At 54.2% G+C, this 20412-nt stretch carries 16 protein-coding genes and 1 pseudogene; 8 read left to right on the top strand and 9 right to left on the bottom strand.

Annotation, left to right across the window (positions count from 1 at the left end; translation table 11 throughout):
- Window positions 1–168: 168 nt before the first annotated feature.
- Both JMJ04_RS39675 and JMJ04_RS39670 read left to right on the top strand, forming a co-directional pair.
- A complete protein-coding gene (locus JMJ04_RS39675) occupies window positions 169–2646 on the top strand; it encodes a beta-glucosidase (RefSeq protein ID WP_201375880.1) in 2478 nt (825 codons plus the stop codon).
- A gap of 96 nt (window positions 2647–2742) precedes the next feature.
- A complete protein-coding gene (locus JMJ04_RS39670) occupies window positions 2743–3555 on the top strand; it encodes a fumarylacetoacetate hydrolase family protein (protein WP_201375879.1) in 813 nt (270 codons plus the stop codon).
- A gap of 46 nt (window positions 3556–3601) precedes the next feature.
- Here JMJ04_RS39670 and JMJ04_RS39665 read toward each other — a convergent pair whose 3' ends face one another.
- The 4 genes from JMJ04_RS39665 to JMJ04_RS39650 form a co-directional block, all read right to left on the bottom strand.
- A complete protein-coding gene (locus JMJ04_RS39665) occupies window positions 3602–3889 on the bottom strand; it encodes a DUF427 domain-containing protein (protein ID WP_201375878.1) in 288 nt (95 codons plus the stop codon).
- 86 nt (window positions 3890–3975) lie between these two features.
- On the bottom strand, window positions 3976–5181 hold the full coding sequence (locus JMJ04_RS39660) for a cytochrome P450 (RefSeq protein WP_201375877.1): 1206 nt from the start codon (window positions 5179–5181) through the stop codon (window positions 3976–3978).
- Window positions 5182–5425: 244 nt separating this feature from the next.
- Window positions 5426–7288: a S9 family peptidase gene (locus JMJ04_RS39655; RefSeq protein WP_201375876.1), complete on the bottom strand. Its 1863-nt coding sequence runs from the start codon at window positions 7286–7288 to the stop codon at window positions 5426–5428.
- 44 nt (window positions 7289–7332) lie between these two features.
- Entirely contained in the window at window positions 7333–7680 is a 348-nt protein-coding gene (locus tag JMJ04_RS39650) for a hypothetical protein (protein WP_201375875.1), read from the bottom strand.
- Window positions 7681–7958: 278 nt separating this feature from the next.
- Between JMJ04_RS39650 and JMJ04_RS39645 the strand changes: the two genes are divergently transcribed.
- The 4 genes from JMJ04_RS39645 to JMJ04_RS39630 all read left to right on the top strand — a co-directional run bounded on the left by JMJ04_RS39645 (window position 7959) and on the right by JMJ04_RS39630 (window position 12972).
- Window positions 7959–9326, top strand: a complete 1368-nt coding sequence (locus tag JMJ04_RS39645; protein ID WP_201375874.1) for a purine-cytosine permease family protein — start codon at window positions 7959–7961, stop codon at window positions 9324–9326.
- Between the two features lie 249 nt (window positions 9327–9575).
- Complete coding sequence (gene codA / locus JMJ04_RS39640) at window positions 9576–10868, top strand: cytosine deaminase (RefSeq protein WP_201375873.1); 1293 nt, start codon at window positions 9576–9578, stop codon at window positions 10866–10868.
- A gap of 281 nt (window positions 10869–11149) precedes the next feature.
- Entirely contained in the window at window positions 11150–12181 is a 1032-nt protein-coding gene (locus JMJ04_RS39635) for a Gfo/Idh/MocA family protein (protein ID WP_201375872.1), read from the top strand.
- Between the two features lie 218 nt (window positions 12182–12399).
- Window positions 12400–12972, top strand: a complete 573-nt coding sequence (locus JMJ04_RS39630) for an NUDIX domain-containing protein (RefSeq protein WP_201375871.1) — start codon at window positions 12400–12402, stop codon at window positions 12970–12972.
- Window positions 12973–13083: 111 nt separating this feature from the next.
- On the opposite strand, the gene JMJ04_RS39625 is transcribed toward JMJ04_RS39630, so the two are convergent.
- On the bottom strand, window positions 13084–13806 hold the full coding sequence (locus JMJ04_RS39625; protein ID WP_201375870.1) for an AraC family transcriptional regulator: 723 nt from the start codon (window positions 13804–13806) through the stop codon (window positions 13084–13086).
- A 166-nt stretch (window positions 13807–13972) separates the two neighbouring features.
- On the opposite strand from JMJ04_RS39625, the gene JMJ04_RS39620 reads away from it, so the two are divergent.
- Window positions 13973–14335: an aldo/keto reductase gene (locus JMJ04_RS39620; protein WP_201375869.1), complete on the top strand. Its 363-nt coding sequence runs from the start codon at window positions 13973–13975 to the stop codon at window positions 14333–14335.
- Between the two features lie 51 nt (window positions 14336–14386).
- Window positions 14387–14476 (top strand): annotated as a pseudogene (locus tag JMJ04_RS39615) (oxidoreductase); the annotation flags it as partial.
- 267 nt (window positions 14477–14743) lie between these two features.
- Here JMJ04_RS39615 and JMJ04_RS39610 read toward each other — a convergent pair.
- From JMJ04_RS39610 to JMJ04_RS39595, 4 genes are all read right to left on the bottom strand, one after another.
- Window positions 14744–16219 (bottom strand): ABC transporter substrate-binding protein, encoded by a 1476-nt coding sequence (locus JMJ04_RS39610; protein WP_201375867.1) that lies wholly within the window; start codon window positions 16217–16219, stop codon window positions 14744–14746.
- 335 nt (window positions 16220–16554) lie between these two features.
- A complete protein-coding gene (locus tag JMJ04_RS39605; protein ID WP_201375866.1) occupies window positions 16555–17439 on the bottom strand; it encodes a carbohydrate ABC transporter permease in 885 nt (294 codons plus the stop codon).
- A gap of 24 nt (window positions 17440–17463) precedes the next feature.
- Window positions 17464–18462 carry a carbohydrate ABC transporter permease gene (locus tag JMJ04_RS39600; RefSeq protein ID WP_201375865.1) on the bottom strand — a complete coding sequence of 333 codons (999 nt, stop codon included), beginning with the start codon at window positions 18460–18462 and terminating at the stop codon, window positions 17464–17466.
- Window positions 18463–19113: 651 nt separating this feature from the next.
- Window positions 19114–20154, bottom strand: coding sequence for a LacI family DNA-binding transcriptional regulator (locus tag JMJ04_RS39595; protein ID WP_201375864.1), 1041 nt, complete (start codon window positions 20152–20154; stop codon window positions 19114–19116).
- Window positions 20155–20412: the final 258 nt, after the last annotated feature.

Raw genomic sequence — 20412 nt, 5'->3', positions numbered from 1 at the left:
AATAGTATCCTCTAAATTTTTTCTTCTATTGGCTAATTGTAGCATACATCGAGTGGGGCTTTTGAGGAGCTTTACAACCTTCCTCATATCACTTACCACCTACAAACCCGCGCCAAAACGCGATACAATATACGAGTGTCTATACATATTATCGAAAGGGATAAAAATATGTCTGAGACCACAGAGAACCTGCTTCAGCAAATGACGCTCCAGGAGAAGGTCGCCATGCTCGCTGGCGCCGATATGTGGCATACTATTGTCAATGATCGACTGAGCATCCCCGCGTTAAAAGTGAGCGATGGTCCTAACGGCGCCCGGGGTGGCGCCATGCAGGGAGGCGTCACCGCCGCCTGCTTCCCTTGCGGGGCCAATCTCGCGGCAACCTGGGATACCGCCCTGGTCGAACGTGTTGGGCAGGCGCTGGCCCAGGAGACAAAGAGCAAGGGAGCACGCGTCCTGCTGGCTCCCACGGTAAATATCCACCGCACTCCCATTGGCGGACGTAATTTTGAGAGCTTCTCTGAGGACCCTTACCTCACAGCCAGGATGGCTGTGGCCTACATTCGGGGCATCCAGAGCCAGGGCGTCGGCGCAACCGTCAAACACTATGCCGGTAACGAGTCAGAGTTCGAGCGCTACAGCATCAGCACCGAGATTGATGAGCGCACGCTACGCGAGATCTATCTCCCTCCCTTTGAGGCCGCTGTTCGTGAGGCCAACACCTGGGCCGTCATGGCCTCCTATAACCTCGTCAATGGTGTCGCTGCCAGCGAGCATCCAGAACTCCTGCAAAGCATCCTGCGCGATGAGTGGGGCTTTGATGGCGTAGTGATGTCCGACTGGTTTATGTCGGTCAAGAGCACCGCCGCCTCCGTGAACGCGGGCCTCGACCTGGAGATGCCAGGACCCGGGCTGTGGCGTGGCGAGAAACTGCTCCAGGCCGTCAAGGATGGCGAAGTCACGGAAGAGACCATCGATAAGAGCGTCTTCAGACTCCTAAACTTGCTGGAGAAAGCCGGAAAGTTCGCGCAGCCAGAGGAGGAGCCAGAGCAGGCGATTGACCTGCCCGAGCACCGCGCCCTGATTCGCAAGGCAGCCGCCGAGGGCATAGTCCTGCTGAAGAATGAGCAGAATGCGCTACCGCTCCAGCGCGAGGCGTTACGCTCCATCGCCATTATCGGGCCAAACGCCAAAGAGGCCCAGATCATGGGCGGCGGCAGCGCCCAGGTCAATCCACACTACCGGATCTCGCCCTTCGAAGGCATCCTCGCCAAACTGGGCGAGGGAACAGAGGTTGGCTACGAGCAGGGCTGCACCAGCCACAAGCTGCTACCTCTCCTTGATACTCAGTTCCTCGTTAATGAGGAAGGGGCCGAGCATGCTTTCTCTCTAGCATATTTCAACACAGCAACGCCGGAGGGCACACCTGTCCAGCAAGAGCAACTTGAGACAAGCGAGCGTATGTGGTTTGGCCCGCTGCCCGAGGGCATCGATCCCCACCGCTTCGCCGTGCGCGCTACGGGGCGTTTCGTGGCCCAGGCGACCGGTACCTATACCTTCAGTCTCGTCAGCGCAGGTTTGAGCCGCCTCTTCATTGATGGAGAGGAAGTCATTGATAACTGGACCAGCCCGACGCCCGGCGACAGCTATTTTGGCATGGGGAGCACCGAAGTACGACAGCGTGTGGAGATGCAGGCGGGGCAGGCATATGATCTCGTGCTTGAATTTGGCAAAAGCGCGAACACCATGGCCTCTGCCGTACGCCTGGGCTGCCTGCCACCACTTCCCGAAGACATGATTGGGCGAGCCGCTGCCCTGGCCGCTCAGGCCGACATCGCGCTAGTGTTCGCGGGCTTAAATGGCGAGTGGGAGAGCGAGGGCTTCGACCGCGCCGCTATGGAGCTGCCAGGCGAACAGAATGAGTTGATTGCGCGGGTCGCGGAAGCCAACCCCAATACCATCGTGGTGCTCAACGCGGGTACGCCCAACGCCATGCCCTGGCTAGAGAAGGTCGCGGCAGTCGTGCAGGCCTGGTATCCGGGTCAGGAGTGTGGCAATGCCATCGCTGATGTCCTCTTTGGCGATGTGAATCCCTCGGGCAAGCTGGCACAGACCTTCCCCGTACGCCTGGAGGACAACCCTGCCTATATCAACTATCCCGGCGAGAACGGGAAAGTACATTATGGAGAGGGACTCTTCGTTGGGTATCGCTATTACGATAAAAAGAAGGTCACACCCCTCTTCCCATTTGGCTATGGCCTCTCTTACACCAGCTTCGCCTATGGTCCACTGAAGGCAGGTGCTGGGGCGATAGGCGCCAACGCCAGCCTCCAGGTCTCGCTGGACATCACCAATACAGGCGAGCGAGCTGGTAAAGAGATCGTGCAGCTCTATGTGCGCGATATCAAGGCGAGCCTGCACCGTCCCGAGAAGGAGCTCAAGGCCTTCGCCAAGGTCGCGCTCAACCCCGGCGAAACGCAGACTGTCACCCTGGAGATCGGACGCGAAGCCCTGGCCTACTTCGATGACAAAGCGCATCAATGGGTGGCTGAGGCTGGTACCTTCGAGGTCCTGGTCGGCGCATCCTCCCAGGATATCCGTGGCACCACCACCTTCGAGCTAACCGAAACCAGCCGCTGGCTATAGAGAATAGAAAAGTTGTGAAGGTGGGTCGCCCGAGGGCGATCCACCTTCACAACTTTTCTCTACAGACACACATATTTGCAGAGAGGAGACGCAACTATGTATCTCACGCGACACCTTACCCCCCAGGGCATACGCTGGGCCAGGGATGGTCACGTCATCGTCGAGACCTTTAGCCTTAGCTCCTTACTCAGTCTCTCGGCGAAGGATATGCTCGCTACTCTGGAGGGACTCTCCACTGGCGAAGACCTGAAGGAACACCTGCTGGCGCCAATCGAGTCAGAGCAGGAGGTCTGGGCCAGTGGCGTCACCTATTTGCGCAGTCGCGAGGCACGCAAGCTTGAGTCTGAAGTAGGGGATGTCTATGAGAAAGTCTATGACGCCACACGACCAGAGCTCTTCTTCAAAGCCCTGGGCTGGCGCGTTCAGGGCGAGCAGCAGCCACTCCGCATTCGCCGCGATAGCGACTGGAATGTGCCGGAGCCAGAGCTGGTGGTGCTCCTCAACAACCAGATGGAGATTGTCGGCTACTGTGCTGGCAACGACATGTCCTCGCGCAGCATCGAGGGTGAGAATCCGCTCTATCTGCCCCAGGCCAAGGTCTACAACGGCTCATGCGGGCTTGGACCCGGCATCTTGCTGGCGAGCGCTGATCAGATGCGCTCTCTGCCCATCGCACTCTCCATTTATCGCAACAACACATTGATCTTCCACGATGAGGTAAGCACCGTACAGATGAAGCGCACGCTTGAGGAACTCGCCAGTTATCTGGGACAGGAGTTAGCCTTCCCTCGCGGTGCCTTCTTGCTGACTGGGACTGGCATCGTACCTCCCGACCAATTTTCGCTTCAACCTGGCGACCAGGTACACATCCAGGTTGGCAGTTTAGCCCTGCATAATCCAGTGGCATAGAGTAGAGTATCGCCGCCCTGAACATGCAGTCCAGGGCGGCGATACTCTACTCTACCTCTACATTGACACCACGCCAAAAAGCGACGTGATCCTTGATCTGCTTAGCCGCCTCCTTGGGTATGGGATAGTACCAGGCAGCATCCTTATTCGTCTTGCCATCTACCTCAACCGAGTAATAGCTGGCCTCGCCCTTCCAGGGGCAGGTAGTATGCGTGCCGCTCTCCTTCAAGTATTCACGCTTGACGGCATCGAGGGGAAAATACTGATTCCCTTCTACGACGACACATTTATCGCTCTCCGCCAGCGTGACACCATTCCAGGTGGCCTTAACCATAAACTCTCTACACTTTCTAGCACGAGGTCCGTGCGTAAACGTTGTCTCTTCTCTAGAGACGATGCTACGACAGGGAACTGGGTAATTCATGAAGCTACAAAGGTGATGGGTAGCGACTGAATGACAAAGACGACGCCAGTTCGCACCGTGATAGGAAAATCCGGGACACGCTGAATGTTCTTCAACCGGGCCAGCATCATCGGGAGGGCAATCCTGGCCTCCAGGCGGGCCAGGGGCGCACCGATGCAGAAGTGGATGCCGTGTCCGAAGCCAAGATGGCGGTTGGGCTCGCGTTGAATATCAAAGCGATTGGGATCAGGAAACTGCTCTGGATCGCGGTTGGCCGAGGCCAGCCAGGGCAGAACGATAGAGTTAGCAGGAATACGCTGCCCACCAAGCTCCACCTCGGTCGTGGTGCGACGGAAGAGGAACCAGACTGGCGCGAGATAGCGTAGAACCTCTTCAATCGCCGCTGGCATCAAAGCTGGCTCCGCAATCAGGCGCTGCATCGCCTCGGGGTTCTCGGTAAAGCAGAGAATAGCGTTAGCAATCAGGTTCTTGGTCGTCTCCTGGCCAGCCGCCAGCAAGAGCAGGCAGAAGTTCACCAGTTCATCCTCACTCAAGTGCTCGCCATCGATCTCGGCCCTACTCAAGGAAGTAATTAAATCTTCGCGCGGTGAACGCCTGCGCTCAGCCAGGAGCCCCACAAAGTAATCATGCATCTGCTGACCCATTGCCTGGCGAGCGCGCAGCGCCTCCTCACGTGAGTTCACCTGCTCAGTTGGCTCAGAGATAGCCCAGCGACGAAAGATATCCCAGTCCTCGCGTGGCACGCCCAGCATCTCCGCGATGACTTTGGCCGGGAGAGGAAAGGCGATATCTGAGACCACGTCCATCTTGCCCAGGGGCAGAGCCTCGTCCAATAGCTCCTGCGTAATTTGTGCTACCAGGCCATCCAGGCGCGACACCGCGCGGGGCGTAAAGGCTACGTTAACCAGGTTGCGCAGCTTGCGATGGTCTGGGGGATCTTTCGCCACAACCGTATCACGCAAGAAGGAGTCCTCCGAGAAGCCCGGCACGGCCTCAGAAGAGAAGTGCTGATAATCGGTAGCCACCTTCTGCACATCCGCGTAACGAAAGACCTGCCAGAGATGCGTTTGCTCATCCTGGTAGACAGGACTGGAGGTCCGCATCTGCTCAAACCAATCATAGCTTTGAAGGACTTCTGTGAGCGTATTCACACGAAAAGGGGCGAAGCCACGTGCTCCACGATGAGTTTGTGGTTGTTGCATCTATCAACCTTTCTAAGTTGCATTGCACATACTTGTCAAACGCTGATTCCACTGTCATTCTCTGACCAACCAGTTCAGATTGTAGGCATCACTGTCGCCATTTGTCAAAGTGAGCAACATCAATAGTATCCAGATGAAACTAAACTATTCTGGCCCTCTAGCTGCACGAAAAATGGCCAGCTAGAGGGCCAGCAATTCTCTCATGTCAATTGTCGAGGAAGCTATCAAGCTAGAGAAAGCTCAATTAAGCGGTCTCCTCTGTCTCCTCGTAGCGACCGCCCAGGTGCTTGGCGAGGAATCGCTCCGCCGCGACGTAGAACTTGATGCGATTCTCGGGTTTGGCGAAGCCATGTCCCTCATCCGGGAAGAGCATATATTCGTAGCTAATGCCCTTCTCCTTCATGGCGGCGACGATCTGCTCTGACTCGGCCTGCTTCACGCGTGGATCATTGGCACCCTGCGCGATAAGCATGGGAATCTTGATCTGGTCGGCCTTGAAGAGCGGCGAGCGCGACTTCAGGAACTCCTCCTCGGTATCGGGGTTGCCCACGCGCATGTGGAAGTTCGCCAGGAAGGTCGACCAGTAGGGCGGTATGGTCCGAATCAGCGTGATAAGGTTGCTGGGTCCTACGATATCGACGGCGCAGCAGAAGAGATCGGGGGTAAAGGTCGCTCCGGCAAGGGCGGCATAGCCGCCGTAGGAACCACCATAGATCGCAACCTTCGCGGGATCGGCAATGCCCTGCTCAATGGCCCAGTGCACGGCATCCACCAGGTCATCATGCATCTTAGCGCCCCACTCTTTATTGCCCGCGTTCAAAAACTCCTTGCCATAGCCGGTCGAGCCACGATAGTTGACCTGCAAGCAGGCATAGCCTCGATTAGCCAGCCATTGGGCCTCGGGACGATAGCCCCAGCCATCGCGCGCCCAGGGACCACCATGCACGTTGAGCACCAGGGGCAAGGGCTTTTGCGACTCGCCTGCTGGCAGCGTCAGGTAGCCATGAATGGTAAGGCCATCGCGAGCCTTAAAGCTCACTGGCTGCATCTGGGCCAGCGTGTAGTTGCTCAGCTCTGGCTGGTTGGTAAAGAGGAGGCGCCCACTCTTGCTAGCACGATCATAGACATAGTAGGCCACAGGGCCATCATCCACGACGTAGCCCACAATCCAGGTCTGATCATTGTCATCACGGCTGATGATGGAGATATCGCCGGCCTGTAGCTCTCGCAGCAGCTTAAAGTCCTCTTGCAAGGCCGAATCAAGCACGGTCCACTCCACGCGATCACGATTGAAGGCCACAGCCTGGATCTCGTAGGTATCGTGATGGATCATGATGCTGCCGACATCATACAGCGCATCCTCCGCCAGTACACTCACATCTCCGCTATCGAGTGCGAGTTTGACCAGGCGCGAGGCATTGGCGTTTCGGGAATCCTCCAGGTAGAGAGAGTTTCCATCCAGGGTAAAGCCAACGGGGCCGCTTGTGAGCGCGTCTTCAGAGGTCCACGAGACAAGCTTGCGCCACTCGCTCTCCTCCCGCTCGCGTACCAGCAGTTCGCTGCCACCGTCTGGAAGAGTGACGACCGCGCCACGCACCTTAAACTGTGTATCAATCACCCAGCTCGCGATATTACCGGGATTCTTGGCCACTAGCTTTAATTCGCCCGAAGGGAGATCGAGATGATAGACGTCATGAACCTGGGGATTCTCTTTATTTAGCGCGACCAGTAACTCATGGGGAAAATGCTTATCGTGGCCAGTCAGGCGGGCCTGGACATTCGCAAAAGGAGTCAGGTCACGTGTCTCGCGCGTCTCCACATTCGTCAGGTAAAGGCGCCAGTTCTCATCACCACCAGCATCCTGAATATAGCCGATATGCTTGTTATCGGCTGCCCAGAAATAAAAGCGTATACCACGCTCTGTATCTTCGGTCACCGGCTGATAATCGTCACCCTCCAGCGACCCCACCCAGACATTCAGGACATTATTCACGGGCGCCAGGTAGGCCAGGCGTTTGCCATCGGGCGAGACCTGGGGGCTGGCTTTGACCGGATTGCCAAAGAGGACCTTGCGTGGAATAAGCTTTGTTGTAGCACTATTTGTCATACAGTTCCCTTTTAACTAGATAAACATCTCTGAAAAAACCAGGGCTACGCCTGACCATATTCAAACAGGGCAAAGATCTCGGCAGCCTGGCCAACATGTTCTTTCCCATGGTCTATAAAGTATACGATAGAGGCGGAGGTTGGTTGTTGGGCCTCTTCTAATGCCTGTTCAGTAATATGCCACACGTTTTCAGCAAAGCTCCAATGTCCCACTCTTGGGGCCACTTCCCATCGCTCTTCGCCCAGGCGTTGCGCGTACCAGCACAAGTCCAGTAAGATAGTGGTCAGCCTCTCTCTATCCATTTGAGCGGCGTTATAGTGGTCAGCCAACAACTGGTAAGCTCTTTCAAGCTGGGAAAGCATCGTAGGAATATTGGGTCGCTCAAGTTTCATCAATATTTATCCCTTGTATCTTTTTTTTGCTAGGCATACATAGAAGTACCTTACCATCAAATGGAGGCGGATTTTTCTCCGCCAGCATTTTTTTGTTCAAAGTGCACAAAAAACGAGTAGCTATAGAGCCAGGCTCTAGCATATAATGACAGCAGAGATAATTTTTCCAATGGCAGAGGACGCTGTAAGCCTACGCTTACAACGTTTTTTCTATGCCAAAAGGATAGACGTACTTATATTTACACATCTGTATACCCGTAAAGGAAGGTCCTTCTTCAATGGCAACCGATACTGTTGTTGTTTCTGATCTTGAGAAGCCAATTGAGACACACGGTATTGAGCGTGTGTCTCCTCAAGCGCGTGCGCACGTTCGCATTTTTGACAACTTTACCATGTGGCTCTCGGCCAACCTGGTTATTTCAACCGTCGCCCTGGGCGGCCTGGCGATCCCTATCTTCAAGCTGGGCTTCTGGGATGGGCTGGCCATTATAGTCCTCTTCAACATTCTAGGCGTCTTGCCGGTCGCATTCTTCTCGACGCTGGGTCCCAAGCTGGGCCTGCGCCAGATGACGATCTCCCGCTTCTCCTTTGGCTGGGTTGGCGCCATCATCATGGCTCTCTTTAATGTCGCGGCCTGTATCGGCTGGTCGGCCGTGAACGTTATCGTCGGCGGCCAGCTCGTCTCCGCCTTAAGCAAGGGCGCGATACCTGCCTGGGTGGGCATCGTCGTCATTGCTGCACTGACAACTGTTATCAGCATTTACGGTTACAAATATGTCCATCGCTATGAGCGCTTCGCCTGGATTCCCATGGCTATTATCTTCGCGCTCCTGGCGATTATTGGCGGTCCCAAGACCACTATTGTGCCAACGCCTGCGATGAGCCTGGCCTGGGTCGCGGGTCTCCTCTCCTTTGGTGGCGCGATCTATGGCTTCGCGACTGGCTGGACCTCATACGCCGCTGACTACAATGTGAACCAGCCTGAAGAGACCTCGGCCGCGCGCGTCTTCTGGCTGACCTTCCTGGGCGTAACCATCCCTTGCATCCTGCTCGAGACCCTGGGGCTGGCCCTGAGCACAGCCACAGCCTATGCGGGCAAAGAGGGTGGCGATCTCCTGGCCGCCGTCCTCCAGCCCCTGGGTGGCTTTGGAACCTTCCTGCTGGCGCTGCTCACGTTAAGCGTCGTCGCCAACAATATTCCCAATGACTATAGCCTGGGTCTGACCATGCAAGTACTGGGCAAGGGCTTCCAGAAGATCAACCGCGCCATCTGGACTCTGATTGGCGCCGTCATCTACATCGCGATTGCTATTCCTATCGCAGGGAACTATAGCAGCGCCCTGGACAACTTCCTCCTCCTCGTCGCCTACTGGCTGGGTCCCTGGGCGGTTATCCTCTTCCTGGAGGATCGCCTCTTCCGCCGTGGCAAGTACAACGTGGATGACTGGAATACAGCCGGCAAACTTCCAATTGGCTGGGCCGCGCTGATCTCCATGGCCCTCGGCCTGGTCGGCGTCTACCTGGGCGCCTCGCAGCTGCTCTTCACCGGTCCCCTGGCTCAGATCCTGGGCGGTGCAGATGTTGGTTTTGAGCTGGGCGTCGTCTTCGCCTGTATCGCGTACTTGATTCTGCGCCCCTGGAGCTAAAGCAGAGCAAGCGCTAGGCGAAGAACTAATCTCATGTTCTCGACCGACGCTGCTAAATACCCATAAAGGGCACAGGGGCATACGCCTACGTATGGTGGTACCATTATATGTAGGCGCATGTTTTAGCAGCGTTGGCCACTTGTACTCATACGCACAGAGACAGGTGGTAATTTTCTGGATGCCGTACCGGCTTACAGGAAACTACCACCTGTCTCTCTTTGTACAGACTAGAGAGGATTTAAGCGTCTAATGCAATACGATATACTCATTCGCGGAGCGCGCCTACACAGGCATGAGGATCTTGTGGATATCGCGGTCAAGGATGGCCTCTTTGCGCGGATAGGGACAAACCTGGATGCCTCTCAGGCAGCACGAGTCATCGAGGCCGAAGGCAGGCTGTTCTCGCCTCCTTTTATTGATGCGCATGTGCACCTGGACGCCGTACTCACAGTCGGTCAGCCGCGCTACAATGCCTCAGGGACACTGCTTGAGGGCATTCAGATCTGGGGTGAGCGCAAAGGCAGCCTGACTGTTGAGGATGTTAAGCGCCGCGCCCTGGAAGAGATTCGCTGGGAAGTCGCGCAGGGAACGCTCCATATCCGCAGTCATGTCGACGTCTGCGACCCCAATTTGACGGCTCTGAGGGCGCTACTAGAGGTACGTGAAGAGGTCCGCGATATCTGTGAGCTACAACTGGTAGCTTTTCCCCAGGATGGCATCTTCTCCTTCCCCGAGGGACCGCAGCTCATGCGCCGGGCCATGGGGCTAGGTTGCGATATCGTGGGCGGCATTCCGCATCATGAGTGGACGCGCGATATGGGCGTTGAGGATGTCCATTATGTCTTTGAGCTTGCCAAGGAGTTCAACCGCGACATTGACTGCCACTGCGACGAGACGGACGATCCTCACTCGCGCTTTACCGAAGTCATGGCCGCAGATACGATGAAGCAGAACTGGCATGGACGCGTGACCACCAGCCACTGCACCGCCATGCATTCCTACGACAACGCCTACGCCTTTAAACTGATGGGCCTGCTCAAGCGTGCCCAGATGCACGTAATTGCCAATCCCTTTGACAACGTTGTCTTACAGGGGCGTTTCGATACCTATCCCAAACGCCGTGGTATTACACGCATCAAAGAGCTTCTAGCCAACGGTGTCAACGTCGCCCTGGGGCATGACTCCATTATGGACCCCTGGTTCCCCCTGGGACGTGGAGATATGCTCGCGGCCGCGCAACTGGCGCTCTTTCTCTGCCATATGAGCGGCTACGAAGAGATCAATGACGTCCTGGACCTCATTACAAGCAATGGTGCGAAGGCATTACGCATTGAGGATCGCTATGGGATTGAGGAGGGAAAGCCAGCAGACTTTCTCCTGCTGGATGCGCCGTCCGCCTTCGAGGCCCTGCGCTTGCTGCCACCCCGCCTCTATGTTTTCAAGGGAGGAAGAGAGGTCGCACGAACCACGCCCGGAGAGAGCTATGTTCGACGTGCTTCCGCAGAAGAGGCACAAGCAGTCACCTTCCGTCCACTGGCTTAAGCAACGTTCTTTACTCAGATCTCGCGTGGTGCGGGCAAATTCGCCCGCACCACGCGTCTCCATCCCCTACCCTGAGCACCGCAGGCGCGAAAGGCGAACATTTAAGACGCCATCTACCTACAAGCCTACAAGTGGTATACTTGACAATCAAGAAATAGATCAGGTACCATCAAAATGTTTACAGCTATACAGTAGTCATAGAGCACACAACCTGGAGAACAACGCTATCTGTAAACACTTCCGTGGTTGGCGCTTATATTCCCTGCAAAGAAGTGAACTATATGCCTTTACGTATCATCCAAGTAGGTGTAGGTGGCTGGGGCCACTCCTGGACAAAACTCGTTCTAAACAATGATCTAGACGTAGAACTGGTCGCGTGCGTTGACATGAGCGAGAAAGCTCTACAGCGTGTGCAAGAAGATTATACCCTACCTGCTCAAGCATGTTTCACTGATCTGAAAGAGGCCTTAAAAGGGGTTGATTGCGACGCGGTACTGGTCACTGCTGGCCTGAACGCTCACGTTCCGCTAGCGCGTATAGCCCTCGAACATAATAAGCATGTACTGGTTGAGAAGCCTTTCGCGCCTACACTGGAAGAGGCCGACTCCCTGGTCAAATTGGCTCGGGAACGTAGTGTACACCTCATGGTCAGTCAGAACTATCGCTTCCAGCCGACGGTTGCCGCGGTTGATGCTCTCTTACAAGAGGGGACGCTGGGAGAGATCTCCACCATTAATATTGATTTCCGTCGCTATGTCAATGTACCTCGCGACGCCTACCTCTATTATCGCGCCTGGCAACCGCTCCTGGTCGACATGGCAGTACACCACTTTGATCTGATGCGCAAACTCCTGAAACAGAAGCCACAGCGCATCACCTGCCACGCCTGGAATACCTCCTGGGACCAGTTCGATGATCCATCCTCGGCTGCCGCCACCATTGAGTTCAGCGGCGGTGCAGTGGTAAATTATCGGGGAAGTTGGGCCAGTACCAGCCCGCAAACTCCCTGGAACGGCGAATGGCGCATCGAATGCCATAACGGTTCCATTGAGTGGACTGGACGCGGCGACAAGCCAGCCGACGACCGCGCTACTGTCTACACCATCGGCGAAGAAGGCGCCAGCCTGGCCTTACCCGAGGTTCCCTACCTCGACCGCCTCGGCAGCCTGGCAACCTTCATCCAGTCCATTGAAAGCGATACCGAGGCCGAGTGCTCCGGACGCGACAATCTCGGCACCCTGGCGCTGATGTTCGCAGCAGTAAAGGCCGCCCAAACCGGCACCCCACAAAGCATTCTCTTGCCCCAAGAGTAAGGAGCCAGGGATGAATTGTAGGGTCCATGCTAGCTTGGACTCCGAGGCCCGCAGGCCAACACCCAGACATGGGAAGGTCACTGCGCTCGGAGTCCAAGCTAGCATGGACCCTACATGACTCCTGGACTTCGTGTCAAATCCTCTTCTACTTTCAGAACGGCTCCCCCATCTCTCAACGTATTATGATTATATACATATCATCTGAGGGAGGATAGCTTATGCGCAAAGTAGACATTCAGCAGCAACGCACCACCTTCGACGAAAAGCACTTCAAAATTCAAGAAGCCACGCTCCGCTTTGAGAAGTTCAATGGGCAGATGAGCGAGCCAGTACAGCGACTCGTTTTTGAGCGTGGAGACTCAGCGGCAGCCCTGCTCTTCAATCGAGATACCCAGAAGGTCATTCTCATTAACCAGTTCAGGTACCCAACCTATGAGAAGGGGCCAGGCTGGCTTACAGAAGTCGTGGCGGGCAGCATCAACGAGAACGAGCAACCTGAAGCCTGTATTCGCCGCGAAATCTATGAGGAGATTGGCTACCAGGTACATGATCTGACCTATATCGCGACCTTCTACGTCTCCCCAGGAGGCTCCTCTGAACGCATCATCCTCTACTATGCCGAGGTAGGGAACGCCGACCAGGTCGCTGCTGGCGGAGGCGCGGCAGGCGAGCATGAAGATATCGAGCAGGTAGAACTATCCCTGAACGAGTTGTGGAGCCTGCTGGAACAAGGAAAGATTAATGATGCTAAGACCTTGATCGCCGTCCAATGGCTACAGCGAAAGCAATAGACGGTCAGTTACCTCATGCCTCAAAGGCAGGAGACTCCTGCGGCGGTTTGTTGAACGAGGGATTCATGCCAAACTCTCTCATCAATCTGGAGAGCGGTTCTCTCTGGCTTATCAGCCAGCTCCTTCCAGGGCCTCTTCCCGCAGCCGTTGCACATCGTGCATCGGTGGGACACCGAAGAGGCTTTTGTACTCCCGATTGAAGTGGGAGGCGTCGTTGTATCCTACCCGATAGGCAGCACTTGCTGCGTCGAGGTCTTCACTCAACATCAGACGGCGGGCCTCTAGGAGTCGGTAGATAATTTCCCGCGTGATCAGTGGCATGAGGACCTGCGCTTCGGTAGGGGAATCCAGGAGCCTGACGAGCCGCACAAAGGCGTCCAGCAGGTTCCCATCCAACGGGCTAACGTTGATGGCCCTCACATCAGCATGATCTCTCGGCGAGGCCTGACCAGCTTCAACCATAACCGAACTGACAAAGGTGGGAGTGAGTTCCAGGCGGAGGCTGAGGTAGGGCCGCTCCTTCGATGCTTCGAGAACCTGGCTGACGCGGGGCAACTCGACAGTGGCGAGAAGATACTGTGAGGGGTCGTACCGATAGCGGCTCTCACCCAGAAGAACCTCCTTGCTACCCTGAGCAATCACGCACACGGATGGCTCGAGCACGCTGTGAACTGGCTTGAGAGACAAGGAGGAACGGGACAGGTGAAGCCCTCTAAGCGGCTGGGCAGCCCTATCTTCGCGGATGGCCCGCCCGATCCTCTCAACCAGTTCCTCACGATTAGCTTGTACCCGCTGTGCATCACGTTCTGCCTGCTGGTGGTTTCCCACATCCATCGTAACCTCCTCACATGTTTCTCCAACGCTCACCTGGAAGATTTGCAGAATCAGACAATCATTTTCGACAATCATACTATCACCCTGTGCTCCAGGGCGTCTATACTACCTCCAGACAGAGAGCACGCCTCTCTACTTTTGTAAGCATAATGGAGGACTTCAGGACATGGACATCAAAAGAAGTGGCTCGCAGCCTTCCGGCAAAGGACCAGCCGAGTACTTTACCGGTACGGTACGCATTGACCCCCTGTTCGAGGCCCCTGAACCGGCCCGCGTGGTCGGCGCCAGTGTCACATTTGAACCCGGAGCGCGGACAGCAATCGGAGCGCAGAAACAGGCGACGCCTGCGCAGATTGCGCTCGCCTGGCTGCTGGCTCAAAAGCCGTGGATCGTTCCTATTCCGGGCAGCCGCAAGATCGAGCGCCTGGAGGAGAACATCGGCGTGGTCAATGTCGACCTCTCCGAAGGTGATCTGCGGGAGATCGAGAGCGCCATGTCCAACATCACGGTCTTAGGAGACCGCTACTAAAGAGGAGACTGGCCGCCGAGCGGCCGTTATAAACATGCGGGAGTGAAGATGATGAGCGAGAACAACAGCAACATAGCTGGAAAGATCGTTGTCATTACCGGCGCAAGCAGCGGACTAGGCGAGGCAACGGCCCAGCATGTACGTATGGTCAAAACAATAGGAAACCAGGGGACTGCTTCGTCGTGAACGTCGTTGATGGGATCACAGGCGTGACATCGAGATAAAATCGTCTAAACATCAATAGCAATGGTTCTATCGAAATCTGGCTCAGTATTCTGGGACGTAAGTCGTCGAACGAGGCAATTTTACCTCGTTTGACGACTTACACCTCCAGATTCTGGCCTTCATTGCAAGTAAACCTACGAAACGGAACTCTCTGACTCGGGGAGAGCTTCGCTCCTCGGCATGCTAGCTCTGAGCAGGTTTGGTGATATAGGGCTTGGTTGGGTCCCAATCGGTGAACTTGTAATCGTCTGCACTAACCTTGAAGCCCTTCTGTTGTGCTGTCTTGACGCCATCATCCTGTGCCTTCTGCATACGTCCTTCTATATCGGAAAGAGCGGCATGAAGATCCTGAAGCTGACCAGTATAATAGCCAGCGATGACATCATCCAGATTGGGCTTGACCGCCTGCACTTCCACATGCGCCGTCTGCTGATTGCGTATACTGGGATCAGGAGCAGGCATTGCATACTTGCTAAGGCCAACAAACTCGGCAAATGGTTTGAATTTGATCTTGCTGGAATCGTTATTCTGCGGGAAGGTAGAGAGATCCTCGTTGAACTGCTGCGTCCAGCGTTTGCCTGCATCCACGCTATACAGCCAGTCGAACCAGGCCCAGGCCTCTTCGGGATGCTTCGTCCCCGCGGGAATAGCCCAGAGGGTACCGCCCGGACTCGTAGGGAAGTAGCCCTTTGGCGTTTCCGTAGGGGAGATCAATGTCGTCAGCGAGTAATCGGTGAAGTTATGCGTTGTCCATTCGGCCTGGTTCCAGACGCCTCCCATTGTCATTCCGTACTTGGCGCGCTCGAAGTAGGCACGGCTAACCTCGTCAGAGATACTCACCGAGTTAGGGTAAATATAGCCTTTATTTTTCCACTCTTTGAACAGGCTCAAGAAGTCGTAATAGTTGCGGTCCGTGCTATAGGTGTATTTACCGACACGGTAGTCCATAGTATAGCCGCCGCCAACAGCGCCAGCCCCCAGAGTGAAGACATGCGTGAACCATTGGAACAGGCCTCCTCCACTGTTACCAAAGCCCAGGCCATAGGTACTGCCGCCGCTCTTCTTGGTAATGGTTTCGGCAAAATGCGTCACATCATCCCAGGTTTTGGGTATCATCACGCTGCCATCGCTATTGACCAGGCCAGCATCGCGGAAGACTTTATTGTTAATATAGAGCTGAAGCCAGGGAGCAGCACCAGAGATCGGAGCGGAGTAAAGCTTCCCGTTAAATACATTGTTTCCTTCGTGGAAGGTGCCTTCAGGGAACTTCGCTTTCCAGGCAGCATTGGCCCACTTATCGACTGGCATAAACCAACCCTGTGAGACTTGAATATTGAAGTTGGGTTGCGGAGGAATCATCGCCACATCAGGGGTATTGTGACTTTTCACAGCCAACGAATAGAGGTTGGCGTAGGAAGAGTTCAATTGGATCGTCTTTTTGATCTTGATGCCAGAGTGCGCTTTCTCGAACAGCTTGATCTCATTATCGATCCAGGGTGCCTGGCTAACAAAATAGTCCCAATAGTTGAGTGTGATCGTTGATGAAGAACCGCCACTACTACCACAGGCTGCCAGGGCACTACCCAGCGTAGCAGCCCCCGCTGTAGCCGCAGCCGTTTTCACGAAATTGCGCCGACTGAAACGAGATGAAAAATCCATAACGATAGGCTCCTTTGCTTGCGAAATAAAGTGGTTGAATGTGCTTCACTTACTCTTCGTCGAATGTCAGATAGGATGTGTCGATGTATTATCAGACTGTTGGTCTCACCTCCTTTAAAGAAAGTTGCCTATAGGTAAGCTTACCTGCGCCTAAGTGGTGAAATTCACATAATCTGTAGGGTCCATGCAGGCATAGACTCTTGTGCCCTGAACGTCGCTGCGCTCGCAGTCCATGTCCGCATGGACCCTACAGGCTCTTGCAGCCACGAATTTGGCGACTGTACCACTAAGATCATGGAGGAGGCAGGCTGGAAACCGACCTCCCATCCATGCCACTATGATTTGACAGCGCCAGCCACGCCATTGATGAAATAGCGTTGCAGCAGAATGAAGACCACCATAATGGGACCCAGAGTAATCACCGAACCGGCGGCCAGGTAAGTCCAGTTTGTGCTATTTTCGGCAATAAAGGCATACATACCCACTGCCAGGGTACGCAGTTCAGGAACGCCCAGCGTAAAAACAAGGGGAATGAAAAAGCTGTTCCAGGCGCCGATGAAGGTAAAGAGAGCCACCGTAGCCAGCATGGGACCGGCCAGGGGAAACATCACCATCCAGAAGCGCTGGTTGAAGTTTGCGCCATCAACACGTGCCGCATCCTCAATCTCACGCTCCATAGACGAGAAGTAGCCCATGAACAAAAAGGTGCTGAAAACCATGCCGCCAGACGCCTGCACCAGAATGACCGAGGCCAGCGTATTCAACAGACCGAGGCGCTGGACAACATCGAAGACAGGAATAATAGTATAGCCATGCGGGAGAAAGAGTGTCAGCGCGATGAGTCCAAGCAAGAGTTTCTTGCCAGGGAAATTCGTACGTGCCAGCGTGTAACCAGCCATCGCGGTAAAAAGCATCACCACGATGACGGTTGTTCCCGCCACAATGGCGGTGTTGAAGAAATACTGGCCAAAAGAGGCCTCGTTCCAGGCATTGACATAGTTAGACCACTCGATCTGCCGAGGGAAAATATTCAATCCCTGATCAAAGAAGTCGCCATTGGTCTTCAGTGAACTGCCCAGCATCCAGAGAAATGGGTACATCCAGATAAGGCCACCAGCCAGCAGAATGAGGTGAGTTAGCCCGATACCCCCTTTCTGGCGAAATTTGTAGAATAACCTGCGAGATCTTTGTTGCTTATCTGTTATAGAAGAAACACTCATCAGAAACCTCCCTGTACATCCTCTTTATTGACCGCTCTCAATGGCACGCTGGCGATTGATGTAACGGAATATCAGCACTTGCGCTACGGAGAGACCAAGCAAGATCAGGCCATAGAAGAATGAAGCAGCCGAGGCAAAGCCAACATTGGGTTGAACGCCTGCGCGGGCGGAGCCACCAAATGCCTGATGATAGATATAGGTGTTAACCACCTCGGTCGCCTGATAGGGACCACCATCGGTCAAGACCAGCACCAGGTCAAAGACCTGGAGGCTGCCCAGAATCGCCAGGATCACAATGACCAGGCCAACCGCGCGCAAGAGCGGAATAGTGATCCTGAAGAAGCGCGCAAAGCTGTTGGCCCCATCGATGCTGGCCGCTTCATAGAGCTCGGCCGGGATGGTTTGCAGTCCGGCAAGGAAATAGACCATGTTATAGCCCAGCGTATTCCAGATGCCCACCACGATAATAATGCCCAGCGCGAAACGTGGGTCCCCCAACCAGTCAATATGCTCATGAATCAGGTGCATGCTCAACAAGAGCTGATTCAGGTTATCGCCAAAATTAGAGAGAATCAGTTGGATCACAACGCCGATAACCGCGGGGGAAGTCACAGCCGGAATAAAATAGACCGAGCGATAGAAAGAGGCAAAGCGCAATTTGGGATTATTGAGGACGAGCGCCAGGGCCAGGGCTAGGAGTAACTGGATAGGCACCAGCACGAGGGTAAAAATGAACGTATGCTGAAAGGCACCCCAGAAAAAGGGATCGTGTATGACGCGTACAAAGTTATCCAGGCCCACGTAGTTTGAAGGGTCACCAATGCCATTCCATTGATAGAGCGTGTAACCCAGCGAGGCGAAGGTAGGATAGACAACGAAAACCAGCAACAGCACAAGCATCGGCGTGACATAGATATACGACCAGACATTTGTACGTATCTCCCGCCAGAGGGAGCGCTTAGGGGCACGCTGCCGCTGGTGGCTCACTATCTTCTGTTCAGTTGGTAGCGTTGGTGCTTGCATAACAATAGTTCCTTCTCAGTCCCATATATCAAGCGGAAAGAGAGATGTCAAACAGCAACATCCAATTCCAAAATAATACTCATTCCCTCAGGCACGACGTATTCTCTAGTTGACAACATATCAACTAGACATGCGTAGTAAGAGCGCCCGCTCTAAGCTCCATATTTGGTGAGGCTAGAAACAGAAAGGTGAGCGCATTTCCTGGGCTCGTCGAAATACTGCAGATTACGTACATCAGCTCAACCTTTTGAACTGATGATAAGAAAATGCCTCATCAATGGCAATATGCTTTGCCTAGAAAAACGGGGGAACATACGCTAGAAAGTCAGGTGCTATTGGGTGCGCAAGTAGGCAGAAATATCGATAGGCATCTACTTATGAGCCCCTGACACCATGTTTTTTACCGGATGAGGTCTCTGGAGCTGGATACAATACGTGATCTGGCTAGCAGACCTACTCTGGTTTTGCTCACGTTTAATCGTGAATTGCAGCATTGCAACCTCTGCTCTTTATTCAGCTAAAATGAACTGATGGCATTTGGGATCGCTCCCATAACTTTATTACGAATGAGTGTACCTAATAAATATGCGCTTGTCAAGTTTCTTGCTTGTTATCCAGAAGCCGTAGCTTATGTTAAATAATGAATCTGCGTTAAGAAACAACCGAGCGGCGCTTGAAGCCGCAAGATTCACGAATCACCAATGTTGTCGGTAAAATGACATGCATGGGTGTGGTCTCTTTCGTGTCTTGCTCCAATTGCTCAATGAGCATCTCGGCAGCGCGGATACCCAGCTCCACGCAGGGTTGTCGGATGGTAGTCAAATCCGGGAAGATCATCGTCGTCTGGGGCAGATCGTCGAAACCAACAATAGCCAGATCTTCAGGCACCCTTCGCCCCTGTTCGTGTACTGCCCGAATTACACCCGCGACCATCATATCGTTGGAGGAAAAGAGGGCTGTGGGCGGCCTCTCAAGCCGCAAAAAACGCTTTGTCAACTCATAACCACTAGCGGTGGACCAATCTCCATCACCAACCAGCTCCGGGTCCAGCGGGATACCGGCTTCCTCCAAAGCCTCCTTATAGCCTTGATAGCGGTCGGAGGTACAGGTGTCCCTGGCCAGCCCTTTAAGCATAGCTATACGCCGATGCCCTAGCGAGATCAGGTGCTTGACCCCGATACGCGCAGCCTCGACATTGTCCACATCTACATACCTGAGGTCGTCTTGCTCTGGCTCATGGCCAATCCGCGTATAGGGAATGCCCGTCTCTTTGAGAAAGGCCGCGTAGGTATCATTAGTGTTGCTGCTGATTAACACAACCCCATCAAACTCACGCCCGCGCAGCATTTTAAACATATCTTGCTCATTCATATCCTGCCGACCCATAAAGAGCAGAGATGTATAACCTTGTTGCGCGCAAACCTGGCTCACTCCCTGGCTCATCAAGGCAAAAATTGGGTTGCCAAAGAGGTTATAGACATTATCGGGCAAAATCAGCCCAATGCTACGCGTACGCTGTGTGACGAGCTGACGCGCCGCTGCCTGGGGAGTGTATCCGTGCGCGATAATCACTTCCTGCACACGGTCTCTTACAGCAGGCCGGACGCTCGGCTGACTATTGAGGACCCGGGACACTGTTGAGCGAGAAACACCAGCTAATCTGGCAATATCTTCAATCGTCAATTGCGGCATTTCAACCTCTTTGTTTTTTTTGAATCTCTAGCGTTTACTTTTGGGCAATGCATCATGTACAATAGTTTTGGGATCGCTCCCAAATCGATCCTATTATGAGATTACTCAATGGCACGCCCATTGTCAAGAGAACATTCTCCAAATTAAAAAGTTTGTTTTCGGCGACAAACTCTCTATGCCATCCTGTCGTTTCTATGTACATATGACTTGATGTACTACCTTTCAACGGACAAAGCGTTTCACTGATATGGAAGGAGT

It is taken from the genome of Ktedonobacter robiniae, assembly GCF_016587375.1.
GTDB lineage: Bacteria > Chloroflexota > Ktedonobacteria > Ktedonobacterales > Ktedonobacteraceae > Ktedonobacter > Ktedonobacter robiniae.
The sequence above is the reverse complement of the archived record's forward strand: the minus strand, read 5'-3'. Positions and strand labels throughout refer to the sequence as shown.